Origin of the sequence: Larkinella sp. (genome assembly GCF_965227735.1) — a bacterium.
Lineage (GTDB): Bacteria > Bacteroidota > Bacteroidia > Cytophagales > Spirosomataceae > Larkinella.
In genome coordinates this window covers 3,999,857-4,026,320 of record NZ_OZ245776.1, presented here as the reverse complement: position 1 = coordinate 4,026,320, position 26,464 = coordinate 3,999,857, and the positions used below count along the sequence as shown (strand labels likewise).

Genomic DNA, 26,464 nt, shown 5'->3' with positions numbered 1-26,464 from the left:
AGACTGCGAATTTCGAAATTGCTATAACGTTAGGGTGTAGGTTTTTCCCTTTTGCGTCGGTAAATCGTAAACGAGTGTTTCCTTCAGCGGCAACGGATTCTGCGTGGCCTGGCTTGAAATAAACGCTTTGGCCGTTTCTTCCGGTTGGTAAAAAGAATTGGGATTTACGCCCTGGGCGGTTTTCAACACTAATCCGCTTGATTTCAAGGCGTTCGGTACGCGAATCCGGCAGTTTCCGCCCAGATTCGACCTGATCGTTACCTTCGCTACTTTACCCTCTTTCCATTCCACTGTCACCAATTCAAAACCGCCCCGCGCCCGTAAACCGCTGATTTTTCCCGATTTCCAGACATCCGGCAAAGCGGGAAGCAGGTGAATGGTGCCGTCGTGACTTTGCAACAGCATTTCGGCCACACCCGCCGTACAGCCAAAGTTGCCATCGATCTGGAACGGCGGATGTGCGTCGAAAAGGTTGGTATACGTGCCGCCACCACCTTTTTTGCCGGGCGCATTGACCGGCGAAAGCTGATCGGTGATGAGTTTATAGGCGCGGTTTCCGTCCAGCAACCGCGCCCACCAGTTCACCTTCCAGCCCATCGACCAGCCCGTCGAAACATCACCCCGGTGTTCGAGCGACGTCCGGGCCGCGCTGAACAACTCGGGCGTGCGATAGGCTGATAATTGAGCCGACGGATACAGTCCATACAAGTGCGAAATGTGCCGGTGGTTGTCTTTCGGATTGTCCAGATCTTCCAGCCATTCCTGCAACTGTCCGTGCTGACCGACCTGCATGGGTGCCAGACGCGCGCGTTTTTCTTTCAAAATTTTGACAAATTCCGCATCGGTATTCAAGGCTTCCGCCGACCGCATGGCCGCCGTCAGAATATCGAAAACCAGTTGATTATCCATTGTATGACCCGCGCCAATCGTCACATTCTGGCGGCTCGTCGGCGCGTTTTCGGGCGACATGCTCGGGCTAACCACCAGCCAGTGGTGCGTGGGTTCTTCGATCAGAAAATCGACGAAAAATTGAGCTGCTCCCTTAATCGCCGGATAGACCGTTTTCAGGTACGTTTTGTCGCCCGAATAGCGGTATTTTTCCCAGGCATGCTGACTGAGCCAGGCACCGCTCATTGGCCACATGGCGTAGAAAATCGGATCGACTGGTCCGGTAATACGCCACAAATCGGTGTTGTGGTGGGCCACCCAGCCACCCGCGCCATACATTTCTTTGGCGGTTTGCTGACCGGTTTGCGAAAGGTCTTTCACCATTTGAATGAGCGGCTCGTGCAGTTCGGTCAGGTTGGCGACCTCGGCGGGCCAGTAATTCATTTCGGTGTTGATGTTGATCGTGTATTTACTGTCCCAGGGCGGGCTCATTTGCTGGTTCCAGATGCCTTGCAGGTTAGCGGGTTGACCCGGCACACCGTTGCGGCCCGGTTGCGAGCAGGAAATCAGCAAATACCGTCCAAACTGAAAATACAGCGAAACAAGTTGCGGATCGTTGCCCGACGCAAACTGCCGGATGCGTTCATCAGTTGGCAACTTTGCCGCGTCGGTCGTGCCCAGATCCAGCTTGACCCGGTTAAAATACGTTTGATAAGCTGCCACGTGATCTTTCAAAACCGCATCGAAAGGCCGCGTGATGACGCGGTTCAGGGGCTGATCAGCTTGGGCTTGTGGATTGGCGGTCAGCGTTTTATAATCCACAAAATTCGTCCCAATCGACACATACAGGGTAACCGCATTCGCGCCGGTTACGACAACCGATGTATCCGTCGGACTCAATTGTCCGCCTTCCGGCAGCACTTTGACGTGCGCATTGAATCGCACCTGCCCTTTGACGCCTTCGTGGTCGCTGGTGATGCCGGTCAACACCAGCTTGTCTTTGCCCCCGGTTTTGCGTTCCGTTTTTTGAGGACTGTTCAGAAAAGCCGTGAAAGTCAGCTTGCCCGGCTGGCTGGCCGTCAGTCGAATGGCAATCACCTGATCGGGAACCGAAGCGATCACCTGCCGGGTGTAGCGCACACCCTCGACGGTATACCTGGTGGTCGAGACGGCGCGTTCCAGATCCAGTTCCCGGTAATAATCGGTAAACGAATCATGACCAACAAACGCCAGATTCAGGTTTCCGACGGGCTGGAACATCATGCCTTGTGCCTTTTTGGACTCGACTTTCTCGGCTGCCAGTTTCTGTGCTTCGGCGTGTTTGCCTTCAAAAATCAGCTTTCGGATGGTGGGCAAAGCCGCCAGCGCATTGGGATTATCGTTGCGGTTGGGACCGCCCGACCAGACGGAAGACTCGTTCAGTTTGATGATTTCCTGCTGCGGATTGCCGTAGACCATCGCGCCCAGTCGTCCGTTGCCAACAGGCAGCGCATCCGTCCAGGTTTTGCCGGCAGGTTTGTCGTACCAAAGTTTTAAAGCGTTCGGTTGCTGCGCCAGTGCCGCGATTTGGCTGAACAACACAAGACCGAGTAGTCGTATTTTTTTCATTGAGTAAAGCTACAATCGTAAAGGATGAGGAAGAAATAGAAGGCGAGTCGTTACAGGTCAAAGACTTACCGGTGAATTTCATACCGGTTCCTTCCGGACAAAGTTGACAAACGCCAATTCGACGTATTTTCAGCCCTGTTCCCCTCAGGACATTCGCTTTTACCCCTAAATCCCCTAAAGGGGACTTGGACACAGAATATCCGGATTTGAAGTCCCCTTTAGGGGATTTAGGGGTAAAAGCGTAAATCCTATCCCTACTCGAACGTAGTTATATATGGCCTATAGGACTAAACCCGGTGTGAAGTACGGCTGCGGAGCTTAAAAAAATCTTAATAAATGCTTAACTGGGTAAAAAACCGGGAAGGAACAACCCAAAAAATCGGATAAACCGTTTCCGGCCAGCTCAGACTAATCGATTATGGCCGAGAACGATTGCTCGTATTCTTCGCCGTAAATGGCTTTATAATCCCGGACAAATTTCTCGAAGGTGTTCTTTGCCAGGGTGTGTTTTCCCATCAATGACAAGGCTTTGCACTTCAGGATAATGGCGTCTTCGTTGACGGGATCATAGTCGAAAATGAAGTTCGTAATCTGGATCAGAAACTCGGGATCTTCGCTGATGTTTAATTTATCCGCGTATTGCAGAAAGGTATTGATGATTTTGTTGGAAATATCGGCTTTGAAATCGTCCAGCCAGTAATATTCGGTATTCAGCAAAAATGAACCGCGTTTGGTGATTTCACCCAATTCAAAAATCGTCTGTTTGGTCAGCGCGGCTTTGTTGTTGATAAGGACCACGTAGCGTTCATAATCGACATAGAGTTGGGTAAAATCGAACTCCACTTTCCAGTAGCCGGACTCTTTGGAGAGCGAGCAAAAACCGACTTTATCCAGAATACTCCTTAGTTTGGCGATGTTGACGGAGCGGTTATTACTCGCGTCCCGACCCGACTTGTCGGGCCAGAGAATTTCGTTGAGTTTTTCGGACGGAAGCCCACGCTGTTTGTCGATGCTATTGAGGGCCAGCAGCAGAAAAAGCTCTTTCAGCAGGGGCGTGAACGCTTTGGTAATGTCGTTTCCAGCGTGATCCAGCACCTGAAAATTACCGAAAAAGAAGACGCTTGCAGTCGGCACCGGATTAACCGCCAAAGCCCGAGGGCTACTTTCCGGGGCAGCCGCTGGCATGATGACCGGGTGTTTTTCGAAAACCGGTACGGTTTCCGTTTTCGATGCGGAACGACGTTTGGTGCGGACATACAGCAAACCCAGAGCGCCCGCACCGACGGCGAATCCGGCCAGCAGCCACGGCCAAACGGAGCCCGACGACGGTTTTACCGAAGCCGTTTGCACTTCCAATTGGTTGGGCGGAAACGAAATCGTATAGAGCTTCACATCCGTGGTGTTGTTCGGCTCATTTCGATATAGCGTAACCGCGATCAGTTTCTGGCTAATCGGGCAATAATAGAGATCCGAATACGAGTGAATGTCGTGGAAGGGGTACGGGATTGAGTGACCGACCCGTTCATACGTCGGTTCCGACAGCGAGCCCCTAATCAGTTGAAGCTGTGACTTAAACTGTTGATTCGGAAAAATGAGGCCGTAAAAAGTCTTCGATTTGGAATCGATCACCAGAGAATTAGCAAACGCAAAATCCGTTTTCGGAACCTTCAATTCATACAGTTTCCGGAACGCATTGTCTTTTACCACATACTGTAACATGTCATAATTGCTTTTCGGATTAACCATTTGTTCACCCGTCAGGCTTCCGTACCCACCGATTAAATAGGCGGTGTCGGCACGGGCGGTTGTGCCCAAAGCTGCCAAATATCGGGGGGTGAAAACATCGCCCCGGGTGGGCAGCGTTTCCCATTTTCCGGAAGCAAAGTGATAGCGAAAAATGCTGTTTTTATACGTTAACTGGCCATAACCGCCCAGAATATAGAGGGAAGAATCAAGCCCGGAAACGAATTGGTTTGCGTGCCAGTATTCGGTCACTTTCACCGGACTGGGCGTCATGGTTTCGGTAGCCCAGCTACGTGAAACGGGGTCATACACCGACACGGCTTTCTGATCAACGTAATAGTCATAAAACCGGGCGGTAAAGGGATTAAAAACCGCCTGACTACCCAGGAAAAAGCTTTTGGGAGGAGTTTTTTGCCCCTGGAGAATACCCTGCCGGTTTCGAACCGAATACTGATAAAGCGCATCCGACCCCGTAACGCATACGGTTTCAGACGCCGGATCAAACGCTACGGTGGCTCGGCCTTTCAGCGTAAACTGATCCGCCACGTTCCATTCATTGTGCAGTGCTTTAATCCAGACGGGATTTTTAATGACGGCCGGTTGCCCGGAAAGCTCATCTTTTGCCGTTGTTCCTTTGACTTCATTCAATGGCCAGTAATGAATCCGTTGGCCATTTTCAGACAAGCTGATGTCTTTGATATCCATCGGCGGCAAATCTTTCGATTTGAACTCCCGGAATTCGTTGCCGCCAAAAAAGATCCTGAAACATCCGGATTCCTTGAATGCGATCTGATCGGTAATGACCCTTTTGTCATTTACGTAAACGCTCATGGTGCGGTTTTTCAGATCCAGCTGGAGTTTAAAATGATTCCAGTGGTTGAACACATGCGCCGAATCGAGCTTGATAACGGATGGGGAAAACCGTTCGCCAATGATCATTTTGAAGTTGAGCGACTTCTGATCGTACAGCAAATCCAGGTTTTGCTTATCGTCCTGAATAATCCTGAAAATGTAGCCAAAATACGTTTTATAGCTGGCCGCCAGTGACACATCGAACGACAGTTCGACGTTGCCGTTGATACACAGCGGTTTTTCGGGCGTCAAATCCAGCGAAGTCCGGTTGTCCTGAATTTCTTCGTGACCTGCGAAGCGCAACCCGTAGGATTGAGCCGTTGCGGAAGTAGTGGCCACCAGCAGCAGGGCGACGGTGTAAAAAGATAAACGCAGCAACAGACTGGACAGCGTTTCCGGAAAGCCTTCCATCATGCTGGTTATCCAGCCTGCCAGTCGGTATTGTTGGGCTCTTTGAGCGTCGCCTTTCATGCTGCGGCTTATTCTATTCGAGACGACTGCTGCCGCCAATGCCCCTAAGTTATCCAATATTCACCTCCTGTCAAAACCCCTGAAGGGTCTCACCGCAGTCCGGGCAGAAGGCATTAAATTATAAAAAAACCATATTAATAATGATAAAACACAGAGTGAAGCCCTGCTAATTAAGCATTTATTAAGATTTTTTTAAGCCCTGCCGATGTACTTCGCCCAAAATCTAATCCAATAAAATCAGGGTTTATGCAAAAATTTTTATTTGTCTTAAAAATGATGCGCGTGTCCTATGGGCACCTCATCCGGGCATTTCTGATCATCGGACTGGTCGGCATGCTGCCCGCAGAAGCCCAGGAATTGCTGGCGCACCGATCCAATCCACCCTCGGCTTCACTGGCCCGGCCTCTGCGGTTACAACCCGCAACCACCCGCCAGACCCTACCGGACCGGACCATTACGGGGAAAGTTTCCGATGAAAAAGGGGGCGCATTACCGGGTGTCAACATCGTGATCAAGGGGACATCCCGCGGCACGACCACCAACGAAAAAGGCGTTTATACCCTGAGCATTCCGAATGAGGCCACGACGCTGGTTTTTTCGTTTGTCGGTTATCTTTCCTACGAAGCGGCTGTCGACAACCGGAGTTCGCTGGATGTTACGCTGAAAGAAGATGCGCAGGCGCTGGGCGAGGTGGTGGTGGTCGGTTATGGTACGCAGCGGAAGGTAAATGTGACGGGGGCAATCGCAACGGTTGCCAGTAAAGAGCTGGTGATCAATTCAAACAACGACGTCACCAACACACTGACCGGGCGCGCTCCCGGCGTTCGGGTGGTGCAGTTGTCGAGTCAACCCGGCAAATACGATTCCCAGATCGACATTCGGGGGTTCAGTTATACGGACCCCAATGACATCAACGGCAATCAAACCGGAGGACCGCTGATCATTGTGGACGGCGTTCAGCGCGACAAATCCGGTTTTGACCGGCTCGATCCCAACGAAATTGAGAGTGTCTCGATTCTGAAAGATGCCACGGCGGCTATTTATGGCGTGAAAGCGGCCAACGGTGTGGTGCTGGTTACGACCAAAAAAGGAAGCCAGGGCAAGGTGCAGGTGAACTACACGACGCACGTCGGGCAGCAGATCATCACCAAATACCCCCAACTATCCAATGCCTTTCAGTATGCAACCCTCTTCAATGAGCAACACGTCAACAACAACATCAGTAACCGGGCTGAATTTACACCCCCCAAGTATTCGGCGGCACAACTCGCCGATTTTCAAAGCGGAAAGGCCACCAGCACCGATTTCTTAAAGGCGGTTTTACGCGACCGCGCTTCGCAACAGCAACACAATCTGACTATTAACGGCGGAACGGAAAAACTCCGGTATTTTGCGTCTGCCGGTTTTTTTGGCGAAGGCGGGTTGTTCAAATCGGACATTCTGACTGGGAAAAAATACAACCTGCGGCTCAACATCGACGCTGAACTGACCAAAGGATTGACGATGGGCGCCAACATTGCGTTGATCAACTCGATCAGCAACGAACCGAGCCAGGGGATTTGGGCATTGCTGAAAAACACCTGGCAATGGGACCCGACCGAACCGCTTTATTCGAACAACGACCCGGCTTATCTGCGTCAGCCCCTGAGCGCGTTGAGCCATCCGATTGCCGATTTCTCCGAAGCCTACAGCGGATATAACCGGAATGATGAAAAATTCCTGACCTCTACATTTCAGTTGTCGTATGTGGTTCCGTTCGTGAAAGGACTGAGTCTCAAGGCGCAATATGCCTACGACAATAATTACAGTTTCCGCAAGCAGTTTACCAAAAAATACAACCAGTACGAGTATCTGTTCGACGCAGCCACGCAGACGTATTACCAGAAACCGTATTTGCACCTTGCCCCTTCCCGCATCAATGAAAGCTTTGGTCAGGGAAAACGGAACGATGTGCAGTTGTCGTTCAACTACCAGAACAGCTTTGGAAAACACAACGTCGGCGCGCTGGGTCTGTATGAACAGATCGACCGGGTGAACAACAGCAACAACGCGTCCACCCAGTTTATCATCGATGCGGTTGACCAATTGGCGGCCGGAAGCCGGAAAACCGACGCCATCGGTTCCGGCTACAGTTCGAGCGCCAACATGAGTTATGTGGGTCGGGTCAATTATGATTACGCCGGGAAGTATCTGGTTGAGGCCGGTTTTCGCTACGACGGTTCGTCCAGTTTCCCAAAAAACAGCCGCTGGGGCTTCTTTCCGTATGTCTCGGCGGGCTGGCGGCTTTCAGAAGAAGCCTTTATTCGAAACAATCTCCCTTTCATTTCCAACCTGAAACTACGCGGTTCATACGGTGTTCTGGGTGATGACGGCATTTCGGGCGCTTCGTTCCAGTTTCTGACCGGTTATACGTATCCGAGCAGCGGGTATCAGTTCGGGACCAACTTCGTGGGCGGTCTTGGTTTCAAAAATTCGGCCAATCCCAACATTACGTGGTATACCTCGACAACCACCAATTTTGGTCTGGAAGGTGCCTTCTGGAACAGCCTGCTCACGTTTGAAGCCGACGTGTTTCGCCGGGATCGCGACGGTTTGCTGGGCAACCGGATTTCGACCATTCCGGCCACCTACGGTGTCAATCTTCCACAAGTCAATCTGAATCAGGATCGTACGCAGGGATTCGAAATCGTTCTGGGCCATCGCAACAAAATTCGGGATGTGAATTACTCGATTTCGGCCAACATGAGTTACGCCCGGACACAATACCGGTATCGCGAAGAAACGCCCGCCAACAGCGATTATGATTACTGGCGAAACCGGAATGCCGGTCGGTTCAACGACATTGTCTGGGGCTACAAAACCGACGGACAGTTCCAAACGCTGGAGGAAATCCGAAATGCACCGATCATGGACGGCGCGGGCAACCGAACGGTTCTGCCCGGTGACATCAAATACGTGGATTTGAACGGCGACGGCATTATTTCCAATCTTGACGAAACCGTGATTGGACGCGGCCAGAGCAAACCGGCGATCTATTTCGGTACCAACATTACGGTTTCGTGGAAAGGATTCGACGTTTCGATGCTGTTGCAGGGCGCAACCATGTATCAGGTGGCCTACCAGGATCAGCTATCCAGACCGTTTTATTTTGCCACCGCCAACCCGATCAGTGCGTTTAACGACCGCTGGCATCGTTCGGACGTCGTGGATGCCGCCAGCGAATGGATTCCGGGAAAATACCCGTCGACTGGCCAGCGGCAGAACTACCGAAGCAACGAATTCTGGCGGTTCGACGCGACGTATCTGCGCGTGAAAAGCCTGGAAATCGGCTACAGCCTTCCGAAAACGCTGTTGAGCAAAGCCCACATCAAGGGATTGCGTGTCTTTGGCAACGGCTATAATCTGTTCACGTTCTCGAAAGGGCTTGACTTTGTTGACCCGGAATACACCGACGACCGGCTTTACAGCTACAATTATCCGCTGACGATGAACGTGAACCTGGGCCTCCAACTTTCTTTTTGATCACCCAACACCCATGAAAAACCTTAAAAAATACATTGCCCTGCTAGGCCTGTTTGGCTTGTCGGCCTGCAGCGATAGTTTTCTGGATAAAAAACCGGTCGATCTGCTGTCGGCCGAACAGGTCTTCAGCAGTCCAGAGGCTGTGGAAGCCTATTTTGCCACGCTGTACAAGGATTTACCCGTCGAGGATTTCAGCTATTGCAACGGTCGGTTTGGTGAGTTTCCGGGAAATGGTGACGGATATACGGCCAACTGGACCTGGGAAGCGACCAACTCGAACAATGCCTCCAACAATGACGAAAACTGGGGAAAATTATACCGGGCAATTCGGAACGTAAACACGTTTATCAAGGAAATTGCGACGGTTTCGATTCCGGAAGCGACCAAAAATGCGTACGTCGCCGAAGCTAAATTTGTCCGGGCCTATTATTACCAGGAACTGGTTAAATACTGGGGTGGTGTGCCGATTTTACTGGAACCACAAACCGCCGTCGATGGCAATACGCAGGAACTGAACCTGCCGCGCAGCAAGGAAGCCGACGTCTGGGATCTGATTAAATCGGATCTGGATTTTGCGGCTACTAACTTACCGATCACCAGTGTGTATGGACGGGCCAACAAATTTGTGGCCCTGGCGCTGCTTTCGCGGTCGATGCTGCACGCGGGTTCGATCGCCAAATTTGGAACCGTTGAGTTGGAAGGTCTGGTGGGCGTTGACCCGGCCAAGGCAACGCCTTATCTGCAAGCCGCTTACGATGCGTCCAAAGCCATTATCGATGGTGGGAAATACAGCCTGTTCAACAAGTATCCGACCGACAAAGCGCAGAATTTCCAGATGCTTTTTTATGAACTGCAAGGCAATCCGGAAGCTATTTTCTGCAAAGGCTGGGATTATGAATCGACGCGACGGACGCACTCGCAGGATCTGATGGCGTTGCCGGAAGCCATTCGTTCGCCAATCGGGTATGCCAACCGCCTGACCCCGCCCCTGGACATGATCGAGCGGTTTGAATACGTAGACGGTTCGGAAGGAACGCTGAACATCGGAACGCCCGGCGCGTATGTCCACTACAAAAACCCGCAGGACGTTTTCAAAAACAAAGATCCGCGCTTTTTCGGCTCCGTCATTTCAACCGGCAGCTCGTTCAAGGGCGTCGAAATTACCGGTCAGCGCGGGGTCATTTTCAACGGGATACGATACAACGGAACGGCGCTCAACCAGTATTTTGACATCGATAAAAAACAGATTGTGGCCAACCCGACGGCCAATTCAGTGCGGGCCACCGGCAATTCCAACAACGGTGCCAGTGTGTTCTGGCTAAAAAAATGGCTTGATCCGGTTCGGCCCGCCAATTTGTGCGTGGACTGGACCTCCGAAACGGACTGGCTCGATATGCGGCTGGGCGAAGTGCTGCTGAATTATGCGGAAGCAGCTTTTGAACTGGGAAAACCGGCTGCTGAAGCCCTGGACGCCGTGAATCAACTCCGCACCCGGGCGGGTATCGCCAAACTGACAATCATCGATCGGGCTAAAATCCGGAATGAACGGAATGTGGAGCTGGCTTTTGAAAACCGGACCTTCTGGGATTTGAGGAGATGGCGGACCCTGACGACCGAATTCAGCGGCTGGATTCCCAACGGACTGTATATCTATTATGATGTCAATTCGAAGGATTATGTCTTCGAAAAAACGCCCAATGGCGGTGGAAAAACGTATCAGGTCAAAGACTATTACTTCCAGATTCCAGCGTCGGAACGCAGCAAGGCTGGCTCATTATTAGGCAATGGAAACCCCGGCTATTAAAAACCGTACCCTATGAAATCGATCAAACTAATCTTTTTACTACCCGTTTTGCTCGTAGCAGTAATCAGTGGCTGCAAGAACTGGGATAATTTTGTGGCCCCGGATGCGGGCATTTACGGCAAAGTGACGGACGCCGAAAATGGTCAGCCGCTGGAAATCAGGCAGCCCGGCGGTGGGACTGTACGGTTTATTCAGTGGGATAAAATGAAATACCCCAACCCCGGCACAACCGATATTGAGCTAAAAGCCAACGGCGAATTTTCTGCTACGCAGTTTTTTGCGGGTACCTACAAAGCCCTGCCGCGCGACGGTGCTTTCCTGTATCAACCCGGTGATTCGGCAACGGTGGATCTTGGCAACGGCGACCGGAAGGAAGTCAATTTTAAGGTCACGCCCTTCTACCGGCTGACGGCGAGTGTAACCGACAGCACGTTTACGTATACGATTACGAAACCGGCGGCCAACACGACGACGAAAATTTCGCAAATCATTTTCATGATCAACGATTATGCAAAGGTCGATGAAAGCATCAGTTCCAATACCTCGGGCTATTTTATCAATCTCTGGAGACAGGACATTGCCGGGAATGTAACGGACGCCAGCCTTCTGGGCACACCCCGGACGTTTACATTCAAATGGGCCGATACGCATTTACCCAAAGGCGAGTACTATTTCCGGGTCGGTGTGCGGACTACCGCTGTCGCCAAATACAATTACAGCCCAGTGGTGAAAGCCACGGTTCGTTAAGATTCTATTCCTTCCCTTCACTTTTCACCCCTGATCTTTCGGGTCAGGGGTGTTTTTTTTGTTGGTACTTTCATTATCTCTACACCCGGATAAACAGCTTCTTCTTGTACATCCAGTACAGAATCAGCCAGAAAACCAACAGGGCCGCTCCACCACTGGCCAGCGGTTCATACGCGCCGAACTGCTCGAACACGGTTTGGCCCAGATGCGTTTTGAAGGTGTCAATGATAAAATGGTCGATGAGGTGAACCAGGCAGTAAATGGCGATGGAATTCATGCCGATCACGACCAGCGGGAACGCCCAGCCGCGCCATTGCCGCACATCTATTATATAGTAGAAAGCAGAAAGGAGCAAAAAACACCAGCCACCGCTGAACAATACCCAGCCCGGTGTCCAGATGCGTTTGATGGACGGACTGATGCCCGTGACGGTCAACAGCCAGCCCGTTGCCAGACCAACGGCTCCGGCAATCAAAAACCGCTTCAGAATTTCGCCATGCGGCAAACCGGCGCGTAGCCATCGCCCGGCCTGCAAGCCCAACACCATCGTTTCCAGGGTCGGAATAAAGCTCAGCGTTGCGTAGCCTCCCCCATTGAACAGAAAAGTTTTGGCGCGGGGAAACAGGTTTAGGAACCAGGTATCGAAAGCCCAGGCCAGGTTGCTGTTTTTATTGAAGTGATCGGCTATACCGGTTTTATGATGGGGCCAGTCGGCGGGAACACCCACGGCTTCGTACGAAAACCCGGGGCCGGGCAGCGGATACAGCACAAACGCCAGCCAATACCCAACCAGAATGGCGGCCAAGGCAATCCAAACCGTGCGCGTGGGCCGAAAACCCAACAAAAACAGAAACGGATAGCCCAGTCCAATTTGCGTCAGGGTGTCTTCAAACGTAAAATTAGTCTGTTCCCGACCAACCGATCGCAGCAAAATACCGAGCAGAATCAGGATCAGCGAGCGTCGCAGCGTTTGGACAAACATCACCCCAAAAGATTCGTTTTTGGCCGCCCGGCTGGCGATGGAATACGGCAGGGCCACACCCACCAGAAACGAAAACGAGGGTTGGATTAAATCGTGCAGCGTACAGCCAAACCATTCGACGTGGCTTTGGTGATGATCCATGAAACGCCAGAACGAACTGTCGGGCAGGGCTTCCGAGATGCGGCCGTAGTGGAGGATTTCGGCGGCCATCAAAAACATCACAAAGCCGCGGTAAGCGTCCATCGACATCAGTCGACCGGCACGAAATTCAGGAAGTACAGTAGCCAAGGTGGTTCAGGATTAGGAAATCGCAAGAACGGGATTTTTTTGATGCCTCCACCGACTCCAGTCTTTGTTTTTTCGGTTTAACACTTCCCTATTACCCAGAAAGACCGATTTTCAGGAAACAAGCTGATCGTTCGGGCAGAAATACGTCGTTCGCCCGCCGACCTCGATTTTCTCGATCCTGGTGCCGCACCGGGGGCAGAATTTGTGAGCTTCTACGTCGTCGTAAGGTGATTTGTCCCATTCCCGGACGTGAATTAGAAAACCGACCGGAAAATCCCGGTATTGGGCTTCGTGGCGAATGGCGGTGGTCAGCACCAGCCGAATGGCGTCATAAAGTTGCTGGATTTCGTCGTCGGTCAGGTTTTCGGTTCGTTTTTCGGGATGGATTTTCGCCTGAAAAAGCACTTCATCCACGATCCAGTTCCCCAATCCAGCCACGGTATTTTGATCCATCAACAGCGGTTTAATCAGGGCTTTTTTACGCCGAACCTGTCCCGTTAGCTCAGAAAAAGAGATTTCTAACCCGTCTTTACCAATCTTTTTCCGTTTTAAATATTTATCTATGTCGCTGATTAGACCAATCCGTTCAAATTTTCGCGGACAAATAAAGCCTAAATTGAAGCCGTTCCGGAAGTGAAATACAATCCGGGCATACTTCGGCCGATCCAGTGAGGAGTGGTAATACGCCAGATCGCCCGTCATGCCAAAATGAAAGTGAACGATCACCGGTTCGCTGATTTCGCCGGGGCCGTCGGTTGTCACGAAAAGATTTTTACCCACCCGATGGGTGCCGGAGAACCAACGCCCCACCAGTGCTTCGTGCAGGGTGGCAAAATCGGTCGTCAGCAGTTTGGGATCTTCAACCTCAATGGCTTCGATGGGTTGGTTGAGGGACGACGCTTCGAGATAACGCCGGTAAATCTCGACTTCGGGTAACTCAGGCATAGTCGGGAACTAATTGACATTTTAGCAATGTTTTACTGACTCCTATAACATTTTCCACTTTGACAGTGTTATATCTAACAGTCCGGTTGGTAACGAATGTGCTCTGAGTCAGGAGATAGTGTTTTACTAAAATTTAATTCCGTAATACACTAACTTTACAGAGGCTCCCGTTATGGTTACAATGTAATCGTCTTTTTAACCCTAACATGATTGAATGACAATAATTTACTCAAGTTTTTTTGTTTAATTCTGTCTAATTCAAATCAAACCGCACAAAGTAGTTATGGAAAACAATAAGCCAAAAGCAAACGGAGCGCTCGTAGCAGCCTTAGTTATTATGACCATTCTGGCCGGTGTGTCCAGTTATCTGTTGTATGAACAGAAAGAAGTGGGTAAAAATCAGGAAGCAACGATTGCCACCCGCGTAGAGGAATTAGCAACCACCCGAACGAGACTGGACTCCATCTCAACGGCTCTGGACGCTAAAATTGCTGAAGTAAAAAAACTGGGTGGTGATATTACGGACCTGGAGCGTGTAAAAGCGGATCTGGAACGTGACAAAGCGAGTCTTCGGAAAGGCCAACGTATTTCGATCGCCAAGTATGAAGCTAAAATCAAGCAATATGAAGCCTATCTGGTAGAAAAAGATACGCTGATTGCTCAACTGAAAACCGAAAACCAGGTCTTGGTTACCAATAACCAAACGTTGGCTGATGCCAATACGACGCTGCAAACAGAGAAGCAGTCCCTGCAGGATTCTGTGACCAACATTTCGACAGTCAACAAGGATCTGGCGGAGAAAGTAACCCGCGCATCCGCACTGAAAGCCCAGAATGTTCGGGTATTTGCGCTGAATTCGCGCGGCAAACAACGCGACGCGACGGAAGATCAGGTAAAATCAAAGCGTGTTGACAAGCTCAAAGTAGTCTATATGCTGCCTGAGAACCCGCTCACCAAGCAGGAGGAGAAAGAGGTATTTGTCCGGGTACTGGATCCGACGGGTGCCGTTGTTTCCGACATGGCGAATGGTTCAGGCACTTTTCAGGTTAATGGACAGGAGCAGATTTATACAGTGAAGCAAACCGTTCCGTTTACCAACAACAACCAGAACGTAGAGCTTACTTATAATCGGGGTACGGTGCCTTATAAAGCGGGCAAATACACGATTGAGTTTTACTCGGAAGGTTTCCGGATTGGCGAAGGTTCTTTTGCCATCAAGTAAACGATTCGACACACCATAAAAAAGGCGCGGTACCCAACGGTATCGCGCCTTTTTTATGCTCTATAGTTTACAACTTTAATCAGGAAATTAGCGATTGCTGAACCCGGTTCCATTTTTGCAAAATCGTCTTGGTTTTCTGGCGGCTCACCGCCAGTACGCGGCCGGAAATAAGCTCGACCAGGGGCAGCGGAAAGTGGGGCATCTCGGCCGGGTAAAACCGGTATATAATGCCGGGATTGATCAGATAGCTTTCATTGATCCGCCAGAAATCGGGCAATTGCTTTTCCCATTCATTAAGCGAATCGGCAATAGACACACACTGCTGAACGGCATTGTCAAAATAGATAATCCAGGTCTGTTGTCCTTCGCTGTGAAGGTAAAAAATGTTTAACAAGTCGATCTGGTGCTTAAAGTTGGGGTCATTGATTGACAGCATAGTGCTCTATTTACGATTCTGACAGAGAAATAGATTTTACTTCTAATCTTTGACCTTTTCAGGATCAAATACGCATTTATGGACGCTTCATGCGTTGCATAACAATTCAGAAATGACTTCCCACCGACGCCGTGACACCGGCACCACGGTTCCATTGAGCAAATGAATCGCGCCTAGACCGGTTTTCAAACGCTCTATCCTTTCAATATACTCACAATTGACAATGCTATTGCGATGTACCCGAACAAAACCATCGGCCGGCAACATTCCCGCCAGTTGCTTTAGGGTCTTGGGCATAATGATGGACGGGCGATTTCTCCAATGCAACCAGGTATAATTACCGTCTCCCTGCAAACAAACCAAATCGGATGCCTGAAAAACATGTTGCCGGGAACCCCGAAAATACAATTGTAAAACAGAATCAGAAGCAACTGACGCTGAAGAAGTAGAAGCGGGAATTAACATACTTTAAATTTCTGGGTAAAGGGTGCAAATACAGGAAGTTATTGAATAATTGTGCAAATATACTTTCTCAAGAATAAGATGTAGGCAAATGGTTACTAACGACTGTTATTGGTACCTGAACGGTCGATTTTGGTAAGGGAATAAAAAGAATCCGTTTCCCTTATACTATCAGTAATAATCAGTAATTTACCCCTTTACCCGGTTGAGGCATGGAGAAGGAGCAGATCCACATATTAGTAATTGAAGACGAGGCCGTTCTGGCCATGGATTTATCCGATACACTGGAAGAAGAAGGCTATTATGTAGTTGGTATTGCCAACAATGGCCGGAAAGCACTGGAATTGTTTAAAACGCAGCGGGTCGACCTCGTGGTGTGCGACATTCAACTGAAAGGTGACTGGGACGGCATCGAAACCATCGGTCAAATCCAGACCGTGCGACCGGTACCGGTGATCTACACAACGGCATTGTCTGATAAAAGCACCCTGGAACGGGCTAAACAAACCCTCCCGGCCGCCTACTTGACGAAGCCCGTTATCATTAGCAGCCTTCGCATTGCGATGGAGTTAGCCCTTCATAATTTTAGCCATAAACAGGAACTGGCGGTTCCGGATGAAGCCGTTGAGCTAAACGGTATTCTGGAAAAAGATTCGCCCTCCCGGGAAACCATTCTCCGCATCGACAACCTGATCTTTATCAAACACAACTACCAGTTTGTTAAAATCCTGCTGGAAGATATTTTGATTCTGGAAGCCGACGGCCCCTACACTACCATTGTTACCAACGACCGGAAATATGCCATCCGATTGACGCTTACCACCCTGCTGGAACGGCTAAGCGAAATGCAATTGGCTCGCGTTCACCGGTCTTTTGCAGTTCATATCAAAAAAGTTGAAGGATTTTCGGATCGCGAAATAACGATTGGAAAACACATTATCCCGCTGGGCCGACAATATAAACAGGCGTTTATCCAGCAATTCCAGATTTGGTAAAGAAGTTGAGTTTGTTGCTTGATGTTATTTCCTGTATCCATGAAAGGGTTTTTATTTCTCTGTGCGGTTTTCCTTTTTCTACAACAGATTTACGCTCAGCCCACTTTACCCACCGCTTACGACAGCCTGAAAGCCAAACTAGCGTCTAAACCCGACACGGTTCAGATTGCCAACTACCAGAATTTTGCCGAAGAGATGCTCCGGAAAGGCCGGGTGGGCGACTCCCAAACCGCGCTGACAGAAGCCCTGTCCATCGCCGAAAAACGACAGGATGAACGCCAGATCAGCAAGGTGTATGAATCATTCGGCCGTCTGGAAATTGACCAGGGAAACTTTGCTCAGGCCCTGAATCATTTTCAGAAGGCACTCGATTATCTCAAAGACTCTCCGGCGCTCAACCAGCGAATTTTGATCTTGCTGCGCATCGGGCAGACCTATTTTTTGGCTAACGACCTGAAACAGGCCGAAAACTATTACCGCCAGGCTTGGCAGTTAGCCCGACAAAACAATCGGGCGGTTTTGATGGCAGATGCCTATTCTGAACTGGCCAACCTGGAAGATACCCGGAAAAATTCCCGGCAAGCCCTCGCCTATAATGCCAAAGCCATTGCCATCTACCGCGCCAATGGCGAAGATCACACGGCGGCTCTCTTTAACCGCGCCATCGAATACAAGAACGCCGGACTCTATGCCGAATCGGAGCGCATTTACCGGCAATGCCTGAAACACGCCGAAGAACAGAAAGACGAATACCTGAAAGGGTATGTGTACGTCAACCTTCCCAACACCCTTTTGCTGCTCAACCGGCCGGACGAGGCCGAAAAATACGCTCAGTTGGCTCTAAAATGGAGCGAGAACGGCCCGGAACGGCTGAAATTGCGGGAGGAGATTTTCGACATTCTCACCCGCATCTACGAAAAACGGGGGCAGGACCGGCAGGCACTAGCCTATTACCGCCAAAAAACCATGTACCGCGACAGCGTTCTGAATGCCGACAAAGCACGTCAACTGATCATGGCCGAAAGCCGCTACCAGGCCCGGGAAAAAGAAAGCCAAATCCAAAAACTCGATGAGGAAAATACCCAGAAAGCCCAACAATTGGGCTGGCTAAGTGCCGGTTTGGTGGTTCTGGTAGGGTTAACGGGGCTCTTGTTTTGGCAATACCGCACCATTCGGCGCACCAACGCCCGACTCACGGAGAGTAACCGGGTGATTTCGGAAAGCCACCAGAAAATTTCGGAACAGTCGAAGCAGTTGAAAACGTTGTTGCGGGAATTGAACCACCGGGTTAAGAATAATTTGGCCATTGTTTCCAGCCTGCTCCGGCTGCAATCGAAACGACTGGAAGACGAGGGGGCGGTTCAGGCGGTTCGGGCCGGACAACAGCGGGTGGAAGCCATGGCGCTGATTCACCAACGGCTCTACATGACCGACAATGTATCGGCCATCAACATCAAAGAATACATTACCGACCTCTTCGATGGCTTGCTGCTGGCCTATGGTTTCGATAAAGCGAATTTCGACCGGGAACTGATCATTGAGCAGGAAGAACTGGATGTCGACCTGTCGGTTTTGCTCGGCCTCATTCTGAATGAAATCCTAACCAACGCCTTCAAATATGCCTACGAACACGTTTCCAGGCCCTTTCTCCGCATCCGGCTGGCCGCCGACTATTCCAACGAACCGAACGTGGTGCGCCCCCGGCTCACCCTGGAAGTGCAGGACAATGGCCGGGGTCTGGACCTCCGGCGGTGGGAGCGCCCCAACAGTTCGTTCGGCAAACGGTTGATTACGTCGCTGAGCGAACAAGCCGGTGGCCAACTGGAAGTCAGCAACCGGAATGGGACGTATTACCGGTTGGTGATTCCGCCTTTGTACCGAACCGGATCGGAGGCTGCCTAAAACGAGTACAAAAAACCGATGGCCAGCCCCTGGCTATACTGAATGGCATTGTCCTGATCTTTGTCATACAGGACAATGCCGGTCAGGTTCACATTAACGTACTTGTTGACTTTGGCGGTCAGGGAGAGGTCCAGCCGGTGATCGATGGCGTTCAGGGTTGCATAATTGGCAAAAAGCTGATACCGGGCTTTCAGGTTCAGATTTTCCATCAGATTGCGGTCAAAATTGGCAATGAGCTGGAAGGCAAATTCATTTCGAACATTTTTGCCGGGAGCAACACCGTAGCGCGATGGTTCGCCAATCGTAATGGCATCATCGGTTACGAAGGTTTGCCGGATGGTTCCCAACCCGAATTGCAGATTGAAATAGGTTGTGGGTTTATATTCCAGCCCCACAGATTCGGTCAGATAAGCCGGAGCAAAAAAATTGGAGATCAGCACATTCCGCTCACCACCACCGGGCAGTTGCTCATAGCGGTATCCCGTGGCAAACTGCGACAGGAAGTTGAGGTTACCGAATGCCAGCCAAACCGGGCTTAAGCGATGACCCACTTTGGTATCCAGAAAAATACGGTCGACATTTTTGCGGGAATCCTGGTTCTGGTTTTTGACGATACCATACTGCAACTGCACTTCGCTCGTCCAGTTGAAGCGTCGCTGCATGTAGTCGGATTTGGCATTGAAAAAGGCTCCCAATGCGATCGAATTGACGCCCCCCCCCTTCCAGTTGCTGCTAAACGATCCCTGGTTCAAATTGATCCCGGCCTGCGCCGATCGTTTCCAGTATACCGTATCGATCGGAACGACCTTGATGGAGTCCAGCCGGGTCGGTTTTTGGGCCATAGCTTCGGCACTCCAGCCCAGTAAAAAGAGGAGAAAAAACGAGGTTTTCATTACGCAAACAAGTTGGTGGATAACAAGCGACTAAATTAATCAAATACCTCAACGTTTTGTGATTGAAGGCTTTGCAGGGGAATAACCGTAACGGTGTCGCCGGTTTGGAGCGTCAATGACGTATTATCCATGCGGATAATTTGCCCTTTCGTATCACCAACCCGGATAATTTGCCCTTCGTAGAAGCGGTTTTTACTGTAGAAAGACGACAGGATGTTGGCCATGACGTCGCGCGAGGCCATGCCGTAGCCAATAGCGAAAGCAAAAATAACGCCCCCAATGAGCAGATTGAAGCTCGATTCCAGCAGTTCGGTGTTGATGCCGGCCTGCCCCAAAGCACTGATGAGCGTAATGATGAGGAAGAAAAAGAACACGATCATGCCCAGCAGCTTTCCCGACGCAATGCTAAACGACTGACAAAGCGTGACGACGGCCCCTTTCAGTGCATCCGCCACCAGCACACCCACCTGCAACATGATGGCTGCGGCAATCAGGCGGGGAATGAAGTCGACCAGCGATTTGACCATCTCCGTAATGGCCGAAACCCCGAGCGTTTCGGTGGCAGCCATCAGGAAGATCAGCAAGACGAAATAATACAGAATTTTGGCAACGATTTCGCTCAGCTTGATTTCCGTTTTAAGCCGTTTGATGAAATCGATTTCCGTGAGCCGGTCCCCAATGCGGTTGAAGCCCACGCGCGCCAGGAGTTTCGACACCAGGATTGACAGTGCTTTTGCTACCCCAAATCCTACCGCAATGATAAAAGCCGCGCCGATGATGCGGGGAACAAAATCGATAAACTGGGTAATGAGGGTGGTAAAGGTATTGATTAATATATCAATGAAAGCGGGAATCCGATCCATGGCACAGTCTGCTTTGTTACGGTTGTGAAGTTCTGCTGGGAAGCTTAATGACGGATACGAGGGCTGATGCTACGTTAAATAAATCATCGACGTAAACTTCCACAATGGAGAGTGAATTACGAATCAGATCAATCTCCGAAATCAGTTCTTCTTTTACATTAGGCGGACAGGTATCCGGGAGTTCTATTTCTTTGAAAACATTGTAAATCGATTCCATCGGGTTCCTTTATCGTCCTATTTATCGAACTTCGCCCACGCCACGAATTTGGCAACCAACAGCGTCAGGAAGATCAATGTTTCCAGATACCGTTTTTTCAGTTTTTCCTTCGCCCGTTTCAGCCGCATTTTTACGGCACTCTCGCTCAGGTTGTGAATGTCGGCAATCTCTTTGATGCTCACCTCATCCTGGTATTTCATTAACAACAGGCTTTGCTCTTCCATTGTCAGATAGGCCAGCGCCGACTTCAGTCGGCCCGCTTCCATTTCTATCAAATCTTCATCGGCATCGTCGTCCAGCCAATCCATGTCGTCATCCACCGGCACCTCGGCTTTTTTCCGATTGTTGCGCATCTGGTCGGTGCAATAATTGTAGGTGATCGAAAACAACCAGGTTGAGAAGCGGGACTGTTCCTTGAAACTGCTCAGCCGCATGATCAACCGCAGGAAAATATCATGCGTGAAATCTTCCGCCTTTACGGGATCTTTCGTAAACATCAGACACTTTCGGTAGACCTTGTCACTGTACCGACTGTAGAGGTGTTCAAAGTAGCGGTTACTTTGATTATCAACATACAGACGAACCAGTTCTTCGTCTGTCATCCGCTTTACTTCCAACGACGCAATCATTCTGTAAGACGCTTAAAAGTGATAAAGTAATGCTTCCCGGTTATCTCTGTGGCAAAAGGCACCCTATTTGTTACTGAATCAGCCTATAAATGACTTGAATGTACAAATAAAATCAAAAAACAGTATATATCATAAAAAAAAAGTCCGATCGAATAGACCGGACTTTCTGTACTAAAAAAAATTTGATACGACACCCCAATCTTAGCCGATTGCGATACGCTTGAAAGCCGCAATGGCTAACCCTTTGCTGGTCTTTTCAAGCAACTGAGCAATCGTCACGGATGAATCTTTGACAAATTCCTGGTTCAGCAGCGTGTTATCCTTGTAGAATTTCTGCAGTTTACCCATGGCAATTTTTTCCAGCATAGCTTCCGGTTTGCCTTCCGCCCGTGCCTGATCCTTACCGATTTCGATTTCGCGTTCAACGATGCTCGAGTCAACACCGTCTTTGTCGATGGCAACGGGTTTCATAGCCGCGATCTGCATGGCGATGTCTTTTCCAACTTCCGATACATCCGTCGTACCGGCGTTATTCAGACCCACCAGCACGCCCAATTTACCGTTGGAGTGGTTGTAAGCGACCACCTGCTCGGCCGTTACAACTTCATAGGCCGTCACGTCCAATTTTTCGCCGAGTTTACCGATCAGATCGGTAATATGCTCCTGCAACGAACGCCCGTCGCCCTGGGGCAACGCCAGCAGTTCTTCCTTGGTTGCCGGTTTAGCAGCCACGGCGTTATCCATCAGGGCCATCGCCAGGTTCTGGAAGTCAGCCACTTTCGAGACGGGTTCGGTTTCGCAGGCAAAGCCAACGACACGACCGGTTGTGCCATCCGGGCTCACGTGCGTCAGAACGATTCCTTCGGAAGTAGTATTGTCGGCCCGCTTGTTGGCAATTTTCTGACCCTGTTTGCGCAGAATGTCTTTTGCTTTTTCAAAGTCGCCATCGGCTTCGGTAAGCGCTTTTTTACAGTCCATCATACCGGCGCCAGTTTCCTGCCGGAGTCTGTTAACGTCTTGTGCGGTAATAGCCATTGTTTTTTTATTAATTGTCTGTTATCGAGTTCGTTACTGTTACTTGGAAGGTACTTGTCTCAGGCTGCGGCTCCCTGCGCCCAATCACCTGAAACGGAATAGCCCATAGCGAGGCTACGGGCTATCCGAATATATTAGCATGGCAACATGGTTGCTCCCAGATAGTCTTAATCCTCCTGCTCTTCTGCTTCTTCAGCGACAACCGGGCTGATTTCTTCTTCCGCATCAACAGTTGTTTCGCCTTCGGCCTTCGCTGCTTTTACGTCTTCAGCCCGTTTTGCTTCTTCTTCTTCCTGCAAACGCTGATCGTCTTTATCCTGTTTACGCTCCAGAAGGCCCTCTTCGATGGCTTTTCCAATCGCCAGGGTAATCAAACGGATCGACTTGTACGCATCGTCGTTTGCCGGGATTGGATAATCAACATCGCTCGGGTTTGAGTTGGTATCGCACATGGCGAAAACCGGGATACCCAGGCGTTTTGCTTCAGCAACGGCAATATGCTCGCGCTTTACATCCACAATAAACAAAGCTGCCGGCAAACGCGTCAGGTCGGCAATACCGCCCAACACACGCTCCAGTTTCTCTTTCTCACGGTATACTGTCAACCGTTCGCGTTTCGCGAGACTTTTGTATGTTGCCTCGTCCTTCATCATTTTTTCGATGCCCTGCATCTTCTTCAATGACTTGCGGATCGTGGCAAAGTTGGTCAGCATACCACCCAGCCAACGGTCGGTTACGTACGGCATTTTCAACCGACGAGCCTCTTCCGTGACAATTTCCTGCGCTTGTTTCTTGGTGGCAACAAACATTACCTTGCGACCAGAACGAACGATGCCTTTCATCGCAGCCGCGGCTTCGTCGATCGACGCCAGCGTCTTGTTCAGGTCAATAATATGGATACCGTTTTTCTCCATGAAGATATACGGTGCCATACGGGGGTCCCATTTCCGGGTAAGGTGGCCAAAATGCACACCTGCATCCAGAAGATCTTTGTACTCTACTTGTGCCATTTTAAAATAAGAATGAATAATAAAAATTGTGATTACGCAGCACCACACATCGGCATCAGGCAAGTGTGGTCTGGACGAAAACTATTAACGTTTCGAGAACTGGAACCGCCGACGAGCCTTGGCGCGACCGTATTTTTTCCGTTCTACCATGCGCGAGTCACGAGTCAGGAAGCCTTCTTTTTTCAGAGCCGGCCGAAACTCGGGGTTGATCTCACACAACGCACGGGCAATCCCCATCCGGGTTGCTTCTGCCTGACCGGAAATACCACCACCGCGAACGTTTACTTTCACGTCGTAGCCTTCCGGAGCATTGATGGTTGCCAGCGGCTGCTTCAGAACGATTTGCAGAACTTCCGTAGGGAAATAGTTTTTGTAATCTCTGCCGTTGATAACGATGCTGCCCGTACCTATCGACAGGTATACGCGCGACACGGCTGTTTTCCGGCGACCTAATGCGTTGATTCGTTCCATTGTTTAAGATGTGAGACGGAAGACGAGAGAGAAGAGATTAACGCTTGTATTCTTTTATCTCTTGTCTACTGTCTATTCTCTAGTTATTAATATTCCAGTTTAACTTCTTTCGGTTGCTGCGACGCGTGGGGGTGTTTTTCACCGGCATAGACATACAGGTTGGTGAACAACCGGCTGCCCAGGCGGTTTTTTGGCAACATCCCTTTGATGGCGTGCTCCAGAATGAAAGCCGGATTTTTCGACATCATTTCGCGGGGTGTCCGGAAACGCTGACCACCGGGATAGCCCGTGTGACGAACGTATACCTTATCGGTCATTTTCTTACCGGTAAGTTTGATTTTTTCGGCATTGATGATGATGACATTGTCACCGCAATCAACGTTGGGCGTAAAATTGGCCTTGTTCTTGCCACGGATGATTTTTGCCGCCTGGCTAGCCAGCCGACCTAACACCTGGTTTTCCGCGTCAATGACCACCCAGTCTTTCTGCGCCGTCGCTTTGTTGGCCGAAATGGTCTTGTAGCTTAACGTATCCACTTGTTTATGGGAGATTATATATTGATAGACAAATACTTGCGCTATACATGAAAAGCCCCGTCCAAAAACGGGAGTGCAAATATAGAGTCTATATTTCTGAATTACAACAGAATATTAAGAAAAAGCAGAAGGAACGAGCGTCGGGAGGGAAGACATCTATACTACCCTACCCATTCGACGCTCGTTCCTTCCGCTCTTACGTTTTTCTGCTTACTTCAGGTGCTCTTTCAGCAGCATTAAAATCAAACCCTGCGTTTGATCCATTTTCTCCATCTGGGTTTCTAGTTTATCAAACCGCTGATCAATCTTATCAAACCGCTGGTCAATCTTATCAAATCGCTGGTCAACCTGGTCGAGACGGTTTCGTATTTCCTGCCGCGTTTCATTAAGGTCAATAGTCACATTGGCCAGCCCGCTGGCCAATGTGTCAATTTTCTTTTCGGTACTGGTGACCCGTCGGGTCAGATCGTCCAGCCGCACGGTATGCAGGGAAACCTGGTCTACGATCATACCGATCTGCCCCAGCATGCGGTCCTGCTTGAGGGCGATTTCGGCTACCAAAGGTTCCAGTTGATCAAGGCGTTCTTTCTCGGTCATGGTTCAATTTCGTCAGATGGTGGAAGATTTACAACTACTCTGACGTTAACGGAGCTTCAAAGTCACCAAACTGATAACCGCTAAAATGATGGCAACGATCCAGAACCGGGTCACAATTTTGGCTTCGTGATAGCCTTTTTTCTGAAAATGGTGGTGCAACGGCGACATCAGGAAGATCCGGCGCCCCTCGCCATACCTCCGCTTGGTGTACCGGAAATAACTGACCTGCATGATCACCGACACGAGTTCAACCAGAAAAATGCCGCAAACAATCGGAATCAGCAGTTCTTTCCGGGTCGCCAGTGCCAGCACGGCGATGATACTGCCCAGCATCAAACTCCCCGTGTCGCCCATGAACACCTGGGCCGGGTAGGAATTGTACCACAAAAAACCGATGCAGGCCCCCACAAAAGCCGCGCAGAAAATAACCATCTCCCCCGAATTCGGGATGTACATAATGCTCAGGTATTGCGAAAACGGTTTGTTGTTCGACAGATACGCAAAGACACCCAGCGTCAGGCCGATGATCACCGAGGTGCCAGCCGCCAGACCATCGATGCCGTCGGTAATGTTGGCCCCGTTGGAAACCGCCGTGACAATAAAGATCACGATGGCGACATACAGAATCCAGGTGTATTCGTCCGGAATGAAATCGGGCAGTAAAGACGTGTAATTGAAGTCGTTATTCTTCAAAAACGGAACCGTTGTCGACATGGATTTGATGTCCTGATAGGCTCCGTATTCCACCTGACCAATCGACGTGCTGATCAGACCTGGTTTGTAGACCCGGATTTTCACATGCTCGTTAAAATAGAGCGTTAGCCCAACGATTAGCCCCAGCCCAACCTGCCCGACGACCTTGAACTTCCCCTGTAAACCTTCTTTATTTTTTTTGAATACTTTGATGTAATCGTCAATAAACCCGATCAGACCGGTCCAGACGGTGGAAACCAGCAGCAAAACGATGTAGACATTCGTCAGTTTGGCAAACAGCAGGGTTGGAAAAACCAGCGATGCCAAAATGATAAAACCGCCCATCGTTGGCGTCCCGCGTTTCTGCATTTGCCCCTCCAGCCCCAAATCCCGGATTTCTTCGCCAATTTGCAGTTTCCGGAGCCGATCGATAATCTGCCGCCCATACACGGCGGCAATCATCAGCGACAGCGTAATGGCAGCCCCCGCCCGAAACGATAGGTATTGAAAAACTCCGGCACCGGGGAAATTGAATTGCTGATCGAGGTACGTGAAAAGGTAATAAAGCATACAGTCTGAATGGTTGAATAGCGGAATGGAATTGATGGTCAGATGGTTAGATGGTTATTAATGGTTGGATGGTTTCGCGCGAG

General features: G+C 50.1%; 21 protein-coding genes. 6 read left to right on the top strand and 15 right to left on the bottom strand.

The features are described from left to right. Nucleotides 1–21 precede the first annotated feature (21 nt). Nucleotides 22–2,496, bottom strand: coding sequence for a glycoside hydrolase family 95 protein (locus tag ACO064_RS15745; RefSeq protein WP_421828218.1), 2,475 nt, complete (start codon nucleotides 2,494–2,496; stop codon nucleotides 22–24). 408 nt (nucleotides 2,497–2,904) lie between these two features. Beyond that, a complete protein-coding gene (locus tag ACO064_RS15740) occupies nucleotides 2,905–5,562 on the bottom strand; it encodes a galactose oxidase (protein ID WP_421828217.1) in 2,658 nt (885 codons plus the stop codon). A 246-nt stretch (nucleotides 5,563–5,808) separates the two neighbouring features. Between ACO064_RS15740 and ACO064_RS15735 the strand changes: the two genes are divergently transcribed. From ACO064_RS15735 to ACO064_RS15725, 3 genes are read left to right on the top strand one after another with little or no spacing between them, the layout of a single operon-like run. Beyond that, on the top strand, nucleotides 5,809–9,084 hold the full coding sequence (locus ACO064_RS15735) for a SusC/RagA family TonB-linked outer membrane protein (protein WP_421828216.1): 3,276 nt from the start codon (nucleotides 5,809–5,811) through the stop codon (nucleotides 9,082–9,084). 13 nt (nucleotides 9,085–9,097) lie between these two features. Continuing rightward, nucleotides 9,098–10,888, top strand: coding sequence for a RagB/SusD family nutrient uptake outer membrane protein (locus ACO064_RS15730; protein ID WP_421828215.1), 1,791 nt, complete (start codon nucleotides 9,098–9,100; stop codon nucleotides 10,886–10,888). A gap of 12 nt (nucleotides 10,889–10,900) precedes the next feature. Next, a complete protein-coding gene (locus tag ACO064_RS15725) occupies nucleotides 10,901–11,635 on the top strand; it encodes a DUF3823 domain-containing protein (protein WP_421828214.1) in 735 nt (244 codons plus the stop codon). 79 nt (nucleotides 11,636–11,714) lie between these two features. On the opposite strand, the gene ACO064_RS15720 is transcribed toward ACO064_RS15725, so the two are convergent. Together ACO064_RS15720 and ACO064_RS15715 are read right to left on the bottom strand one after the other, a co-directional pair. Further along, nucleotides 11,715–12,905, bottom strand: a complete 1,191-nt coding sequence (locus ACO064_RS15720; protein ID WP_421828213.1) for an acyltransferase family protein — start codon at nucleotides 12,903–12,905, stop codon at nucleotides 11,715–11,717. A gap of 111 nt (nucleotides 12,906–13,016) precedes the next feature. Beyond that, nucleotides 13,017–13,850: an Fpg/Nei family DNA glycosylase gene (locus ACO064_RS15715; RefSeq protein WP_421828212.1), complete on the bottom strand. Its 834-nt coding sequence runs from the start codon at nucleotides 13,848–13,850 to the stop codon at nucleotides 13,017–13,019. A 283-nt stretch (nucleotides 13,851–14,133) separates the two neighbouring features. Here ACO064_RS15715 and ACO064_RS15710 point away from each other — a divergent pair, with 283 nt between their 5' ends. Next, nucleotides 14,134–15,072 (top strand): hypothetical protein, encoded by a 939-nt coding sequence (locus ACO064_RS15710; protein WP_421828211.1) that lies wholly within the window; start codon nucleotides 14,134–14,136, stop codon nucleotides 15,070–15,072. Between the two features lie 79 nt (nucleotides 15,073–15,151). On the opposite strand, the gene ACO064_RS15705 is transcribed toward ACO064_RS15710, so the two are convergent. Together ACO064_RS15705 and ACO064_RS15700 are read right to left on the bottom strand one after the other, a co-directional pair. Beyond that, nucleotides 15,152–15,508 (bottom strand): LytTR family transcriptional regulator DNA-binding domain-containing protein, encoded by a 357-nt coding sequence (locus ACO064_RS15705; RefSeq protein ID WP_421828210.1) that lies wholly within the window; start codon nucleotides 15,506–15,508, stop codon nucleotides 15,152–15,154. Between the two features lie 87 nt (nucleotides 15,509–15,595). Next, entirely contained in the window at nucleotides 15,596–15,973 is a 378-nt protein-coding gene (locus ACO064_RS15700) for a LytR/AlgR family response regulator transcription factor (protein WP_421828209.1), read from the bottom strand. Nucleotides 15,974–16,182: 209 nt separating this feature from the next. Between ACO064_RS15700 and ACO064_RS15695 the strand changes: the two genes are divergently transcribed. Both ACO064_RS15695 and ACO064_RS15690 read left to right on the top strand, forming a co-directional pair. Further along, the gene (locus tag ACO064_RS15695; protein ID WP_114407655.1) at nucleotides 16,183–16,965 is read left to right on the top strand and encodes a response regulator; all 783 of its coding nucleotides are present in this window, start codon (nucleotides 16,183–16,185) and stop codon (nucleotides 16,963–16,965) included. A gap of 39 nt (nucleotides 16,966–17,004) precedes the next feature. Continuing rightward, nucleotides 17,005–18,867 (top strand): histidine kinase dimerization/phosphoacceptor domain -containing protein, encoded by a 1,863-nt coding sequence (locus ACO064_RS15690; RefSeq protein WP_421828208.1) that lies wholly within the window; start codon nucleotides 17,005–17,007, stop codon nucleotides 18,865–18,867. On the opposite strand, the gene ACO064_RS15685 is transcribed toward ACO064_RS15690, so the two are convergent. The 9 genes from ACO064_RS15685 to mraY all read right to left on the bottom strand — a co-directional run bounded on the left by ACO064_RS15685 (nucleotide 18,864) and on the right by mraY (nucleotide 26,381). Further along, nucleotides 18,864–19,760, bottom strand: coding sequence for a DUF3078 domain-containing protein (locus ACO064_RS15685; RefSeq protein ID WP_421828207.1), 897 nt, complete (start codon nucleotides 19,758–19,760; stop codon nucleotides 18,864–18,866). The two genes, ACO064_RS15690 and ACO064_RS15685, sit on opposite strands and share 4 nt — an antisense overlap. Nucleotides 19,761–19,795: 35 nt before the next feature. Further along, nucleotides 19,796–20,623 carry a mechanosensitive ion channel family protein gene (locus tag ACO064_RS15680; RefSeq protein ID WP_421828206.1) on the bottom strand — a complete coding sequence of 276 codons (828 nt, stop codon included), beginning with the start codon at nucleotides 20,621–20,623 and terminating at the stop codon, nucleotides 19,796–19,798. A gap of 234 nt (nucleotides 20,624–20,857) precedes the next feature. Then, the gene (locus ACO064_RS15675; RefSeq protein ID WP_421828205.1) at nucleotides 20,858–21,469 is read right to left on the bottom strand and encodes an RNA polymerase sigma factor; all 612 of its coding nucleotides are present in this window, start codon (nucleotides 21,467–21,469) and stop codon (nucleotides 20,858–20,860) included. Between the two features lie 201 nt (nucleotides 21,470–21,670). Further along, nucleotides 21,671–22,504 carry a translation elongation factor Ts gene (gene tsf / locus ACO064_RS15670; protein WP_421828204.1) on the bottom strand — a complete coding sequence of 278 codons (834 nt, stop codon included), beginning with the start codon at nucleotides 22,502–22,504 and terminating at the stop codon, nucleotides 21,671–21,673. 167 nt (nucleotides 22,505–22,671) lie between these two features. Continuing rightward, complete coding sequence (gene rpsB, locus ACO064_RS15665; RefSeq protein ID WP_421828203.1) at nucleotides 22,672–23,514, bottom strand: 30S ribosomal protein S2; 843 nt, start codon at nucleotides 23,512–23,514, stop codon at nucleotides 22,672–22,674. A gap of 84 nt (nucleotides 23,515–23,598) precedes the next feature. Further along, nucleotides 23,599–23,985, bottom strand: coding sequence for a 30S ribosomal protein S9 (rpsI, locus tag ACO064_RS15660; RefSeq protein ID WP_114407663.1), 387 nt, complete (start codon nucleotides 23,983–23,985; stop codon nucleotides 23,599–23,601). Nucleotides 23,986–24,071: 86 nt separating this feature from the next. Continuing rightward, a complete protein-coding gene (gene rplM / locus ACO064_RS15655; RefSeq protein ID WP_421828202.1) occupies nucleotides 24,072–24,521 on the bottom strand; it encodes a 50S ribosomal protein L13 in 450 nt (149 codons plus the stop codon). Between the two features lie 210 nt (nucleotides 24,522–24,731). Next, a complete protein-coding gene (locus ACO064_RS15650; RefSeq protein ID WP_421828201.1) occupies nucleotides 24,732–25,118 on the bottom strand; it encodes a hypothetical protein in 387 nt (128 codons plus the stop codon). A gap of 45 nt (nucleotides 25,119–25,163) precedes the next feature. Continuing rightward, nucleotides 25,164–26,381, bottom strand: a complete 1,218-nt coding sequence (gene mraY / locus ACO064_RS15645; protein WP_421828200.1) for a phospho-N-acetylmuramoyl-pentapeptide-transferase — start codon at nucleotides 26,379–26,381, stop codon at nucleotides 25,164–25,166. Nucleotides 26,382–26,464 lie beyond the last annotated feature (83 nt).

Excerpts from the sequence above, each read along its gene's own strand:
- rpsB (WP_421828203.1), bottom strand. The coding sequence starts at position 23,514 with ATGGCACAAGTAGAGTACAAAGATCTTCTGGATGCAGGTGTGCATTTT.
- ACO064_RS15740 (WP_421828217.1), bottom strand. The coding sequence starts at position 5,562 with ATGAAAGGCGACGCTCAAAGAGCCCAACAATACCGACTGGCAGGCTGG.
- ACO064_RS15675 (WP_421828205.1), bottom strand. The coding sequence starts at position 21,469 with ATGATTGCGTCGTTGGAAGTAAAGCGGATGACAGACGAAGAACTGGTT.
- rpsI (WP_114407663.1), bottom strand. The coding sequence starts at position 23,985 with ATGGAACGAATCAACGCATTAGGTCGCCGGAAAACAGCCGTGTCGCGC.
- ACO064_RS15650 (WP_421828201.1), bottom strand. The coding sequence starts at position 25,118 with ATGACCGAGAAAGAACGCCTTGATCAACTGGAACCTTTGGTAGCCGAA.
- ACO064_RS15715 (WP_421828212.1), bottom strand. The coding sequence starts at position 13,850 with ATGCCTGAGTTACCCGAAGTCGAGATTTACCGGCGTTATCTCGAAGCG.
- ACO064_RS15735 (WP_421828216.1), top strand. The coding sequence starts at position 5,809 with ATGCAAAAATTTTTATTTGTCTTAAAAATGATGCGCGTGTCCTATGGG.
- ACO064_RS15700 (WP_421828209.1), bottom strand. The coding sequence starts at position 15,973 with ATGTTAATTCCCGCTTCTACTTCTTCAGCGTCAGTTGCTTCTGATTCT.
- ACO064_RS15725 (WP_421828214.1), top strand. The coding sequence starts at position 10,901 with ATGAAATCGATCAAACTAATCTTTTTACTACCCGTTTTGCTCGTAGCA.
- ACO064_RS15705 (WP_421828210.1), bottom strand. The coding sequence starts at position 15,508 with ATGCTGTCAATCAATGACCCCAACTTTAAGCACCAGATCGACTTGTTA.
- ACO064_RS15745 (WP_421828218.1), bottom strand. The coding sequence starts at position 2,496 with ATGAAAAAAATACGACTACTCGGTCTTGTGTTGTTCAGCCAAATCGCG.
- ACO064_RS15730 (WP_421828215.1), top strand. The coding sequence starts at position 9,098 with ATGAAAAACCTTAAAAAATACATTGCCCTGCTAGGCCTGTTTGGCTTG.
- mraY (WP_421828200.1), bottom strand. The coding sequence starts at position 26,381 with ATGCTTTATTACCTTTTCACGTACCTCGATCAGCAATTCAATTTCCCC.
- ACO064_RS15710 (WP_421828211.1), top strand. The coding sequence starts at position 14,134 with ATGGAAAACAATAAGCCAAAAGCAAACGGAGCGCTCGTAGCAGCCTTA.
- ACO064_RS15690 (WP_421828208.1), top strand. The coding sequence starts at position 17,005 with ATGAAAGGGTTTTTATTTCTCTGTGCGGTTTTCCTTTTTCTACAACAG.
- ACO064_RS15680 (WP_421828206.1), bottom strand. The coding sequence starts at position 20,623 with ATGGATCGGATTCCCGCTTTCATTGATATATTAATCAATACCTTTACC.
- ACO064_RS15695 (WP_114407655.1), top strand. The coding sequence starts at position 16,183 with ATGGAGAAGGAGCAGATCCACATATTAGTAATTGAAGACGAGGCCGTT.
- ACO064_RS15685 (WP_421828207.1), bottom strand. The coding sequence starts at position 19,760 with ATGAAAACCTCGTTTTTTCTCCTCTTTTTACTGGGCTGGAGTGCCGAA.
- tsf (WP_421828204.1), bottom strand. The coding sequence starts at position 22,504 with ATGGCTATTACCGCACAAGACGTTAACAGACTCCGGCAGGAAACTGGC.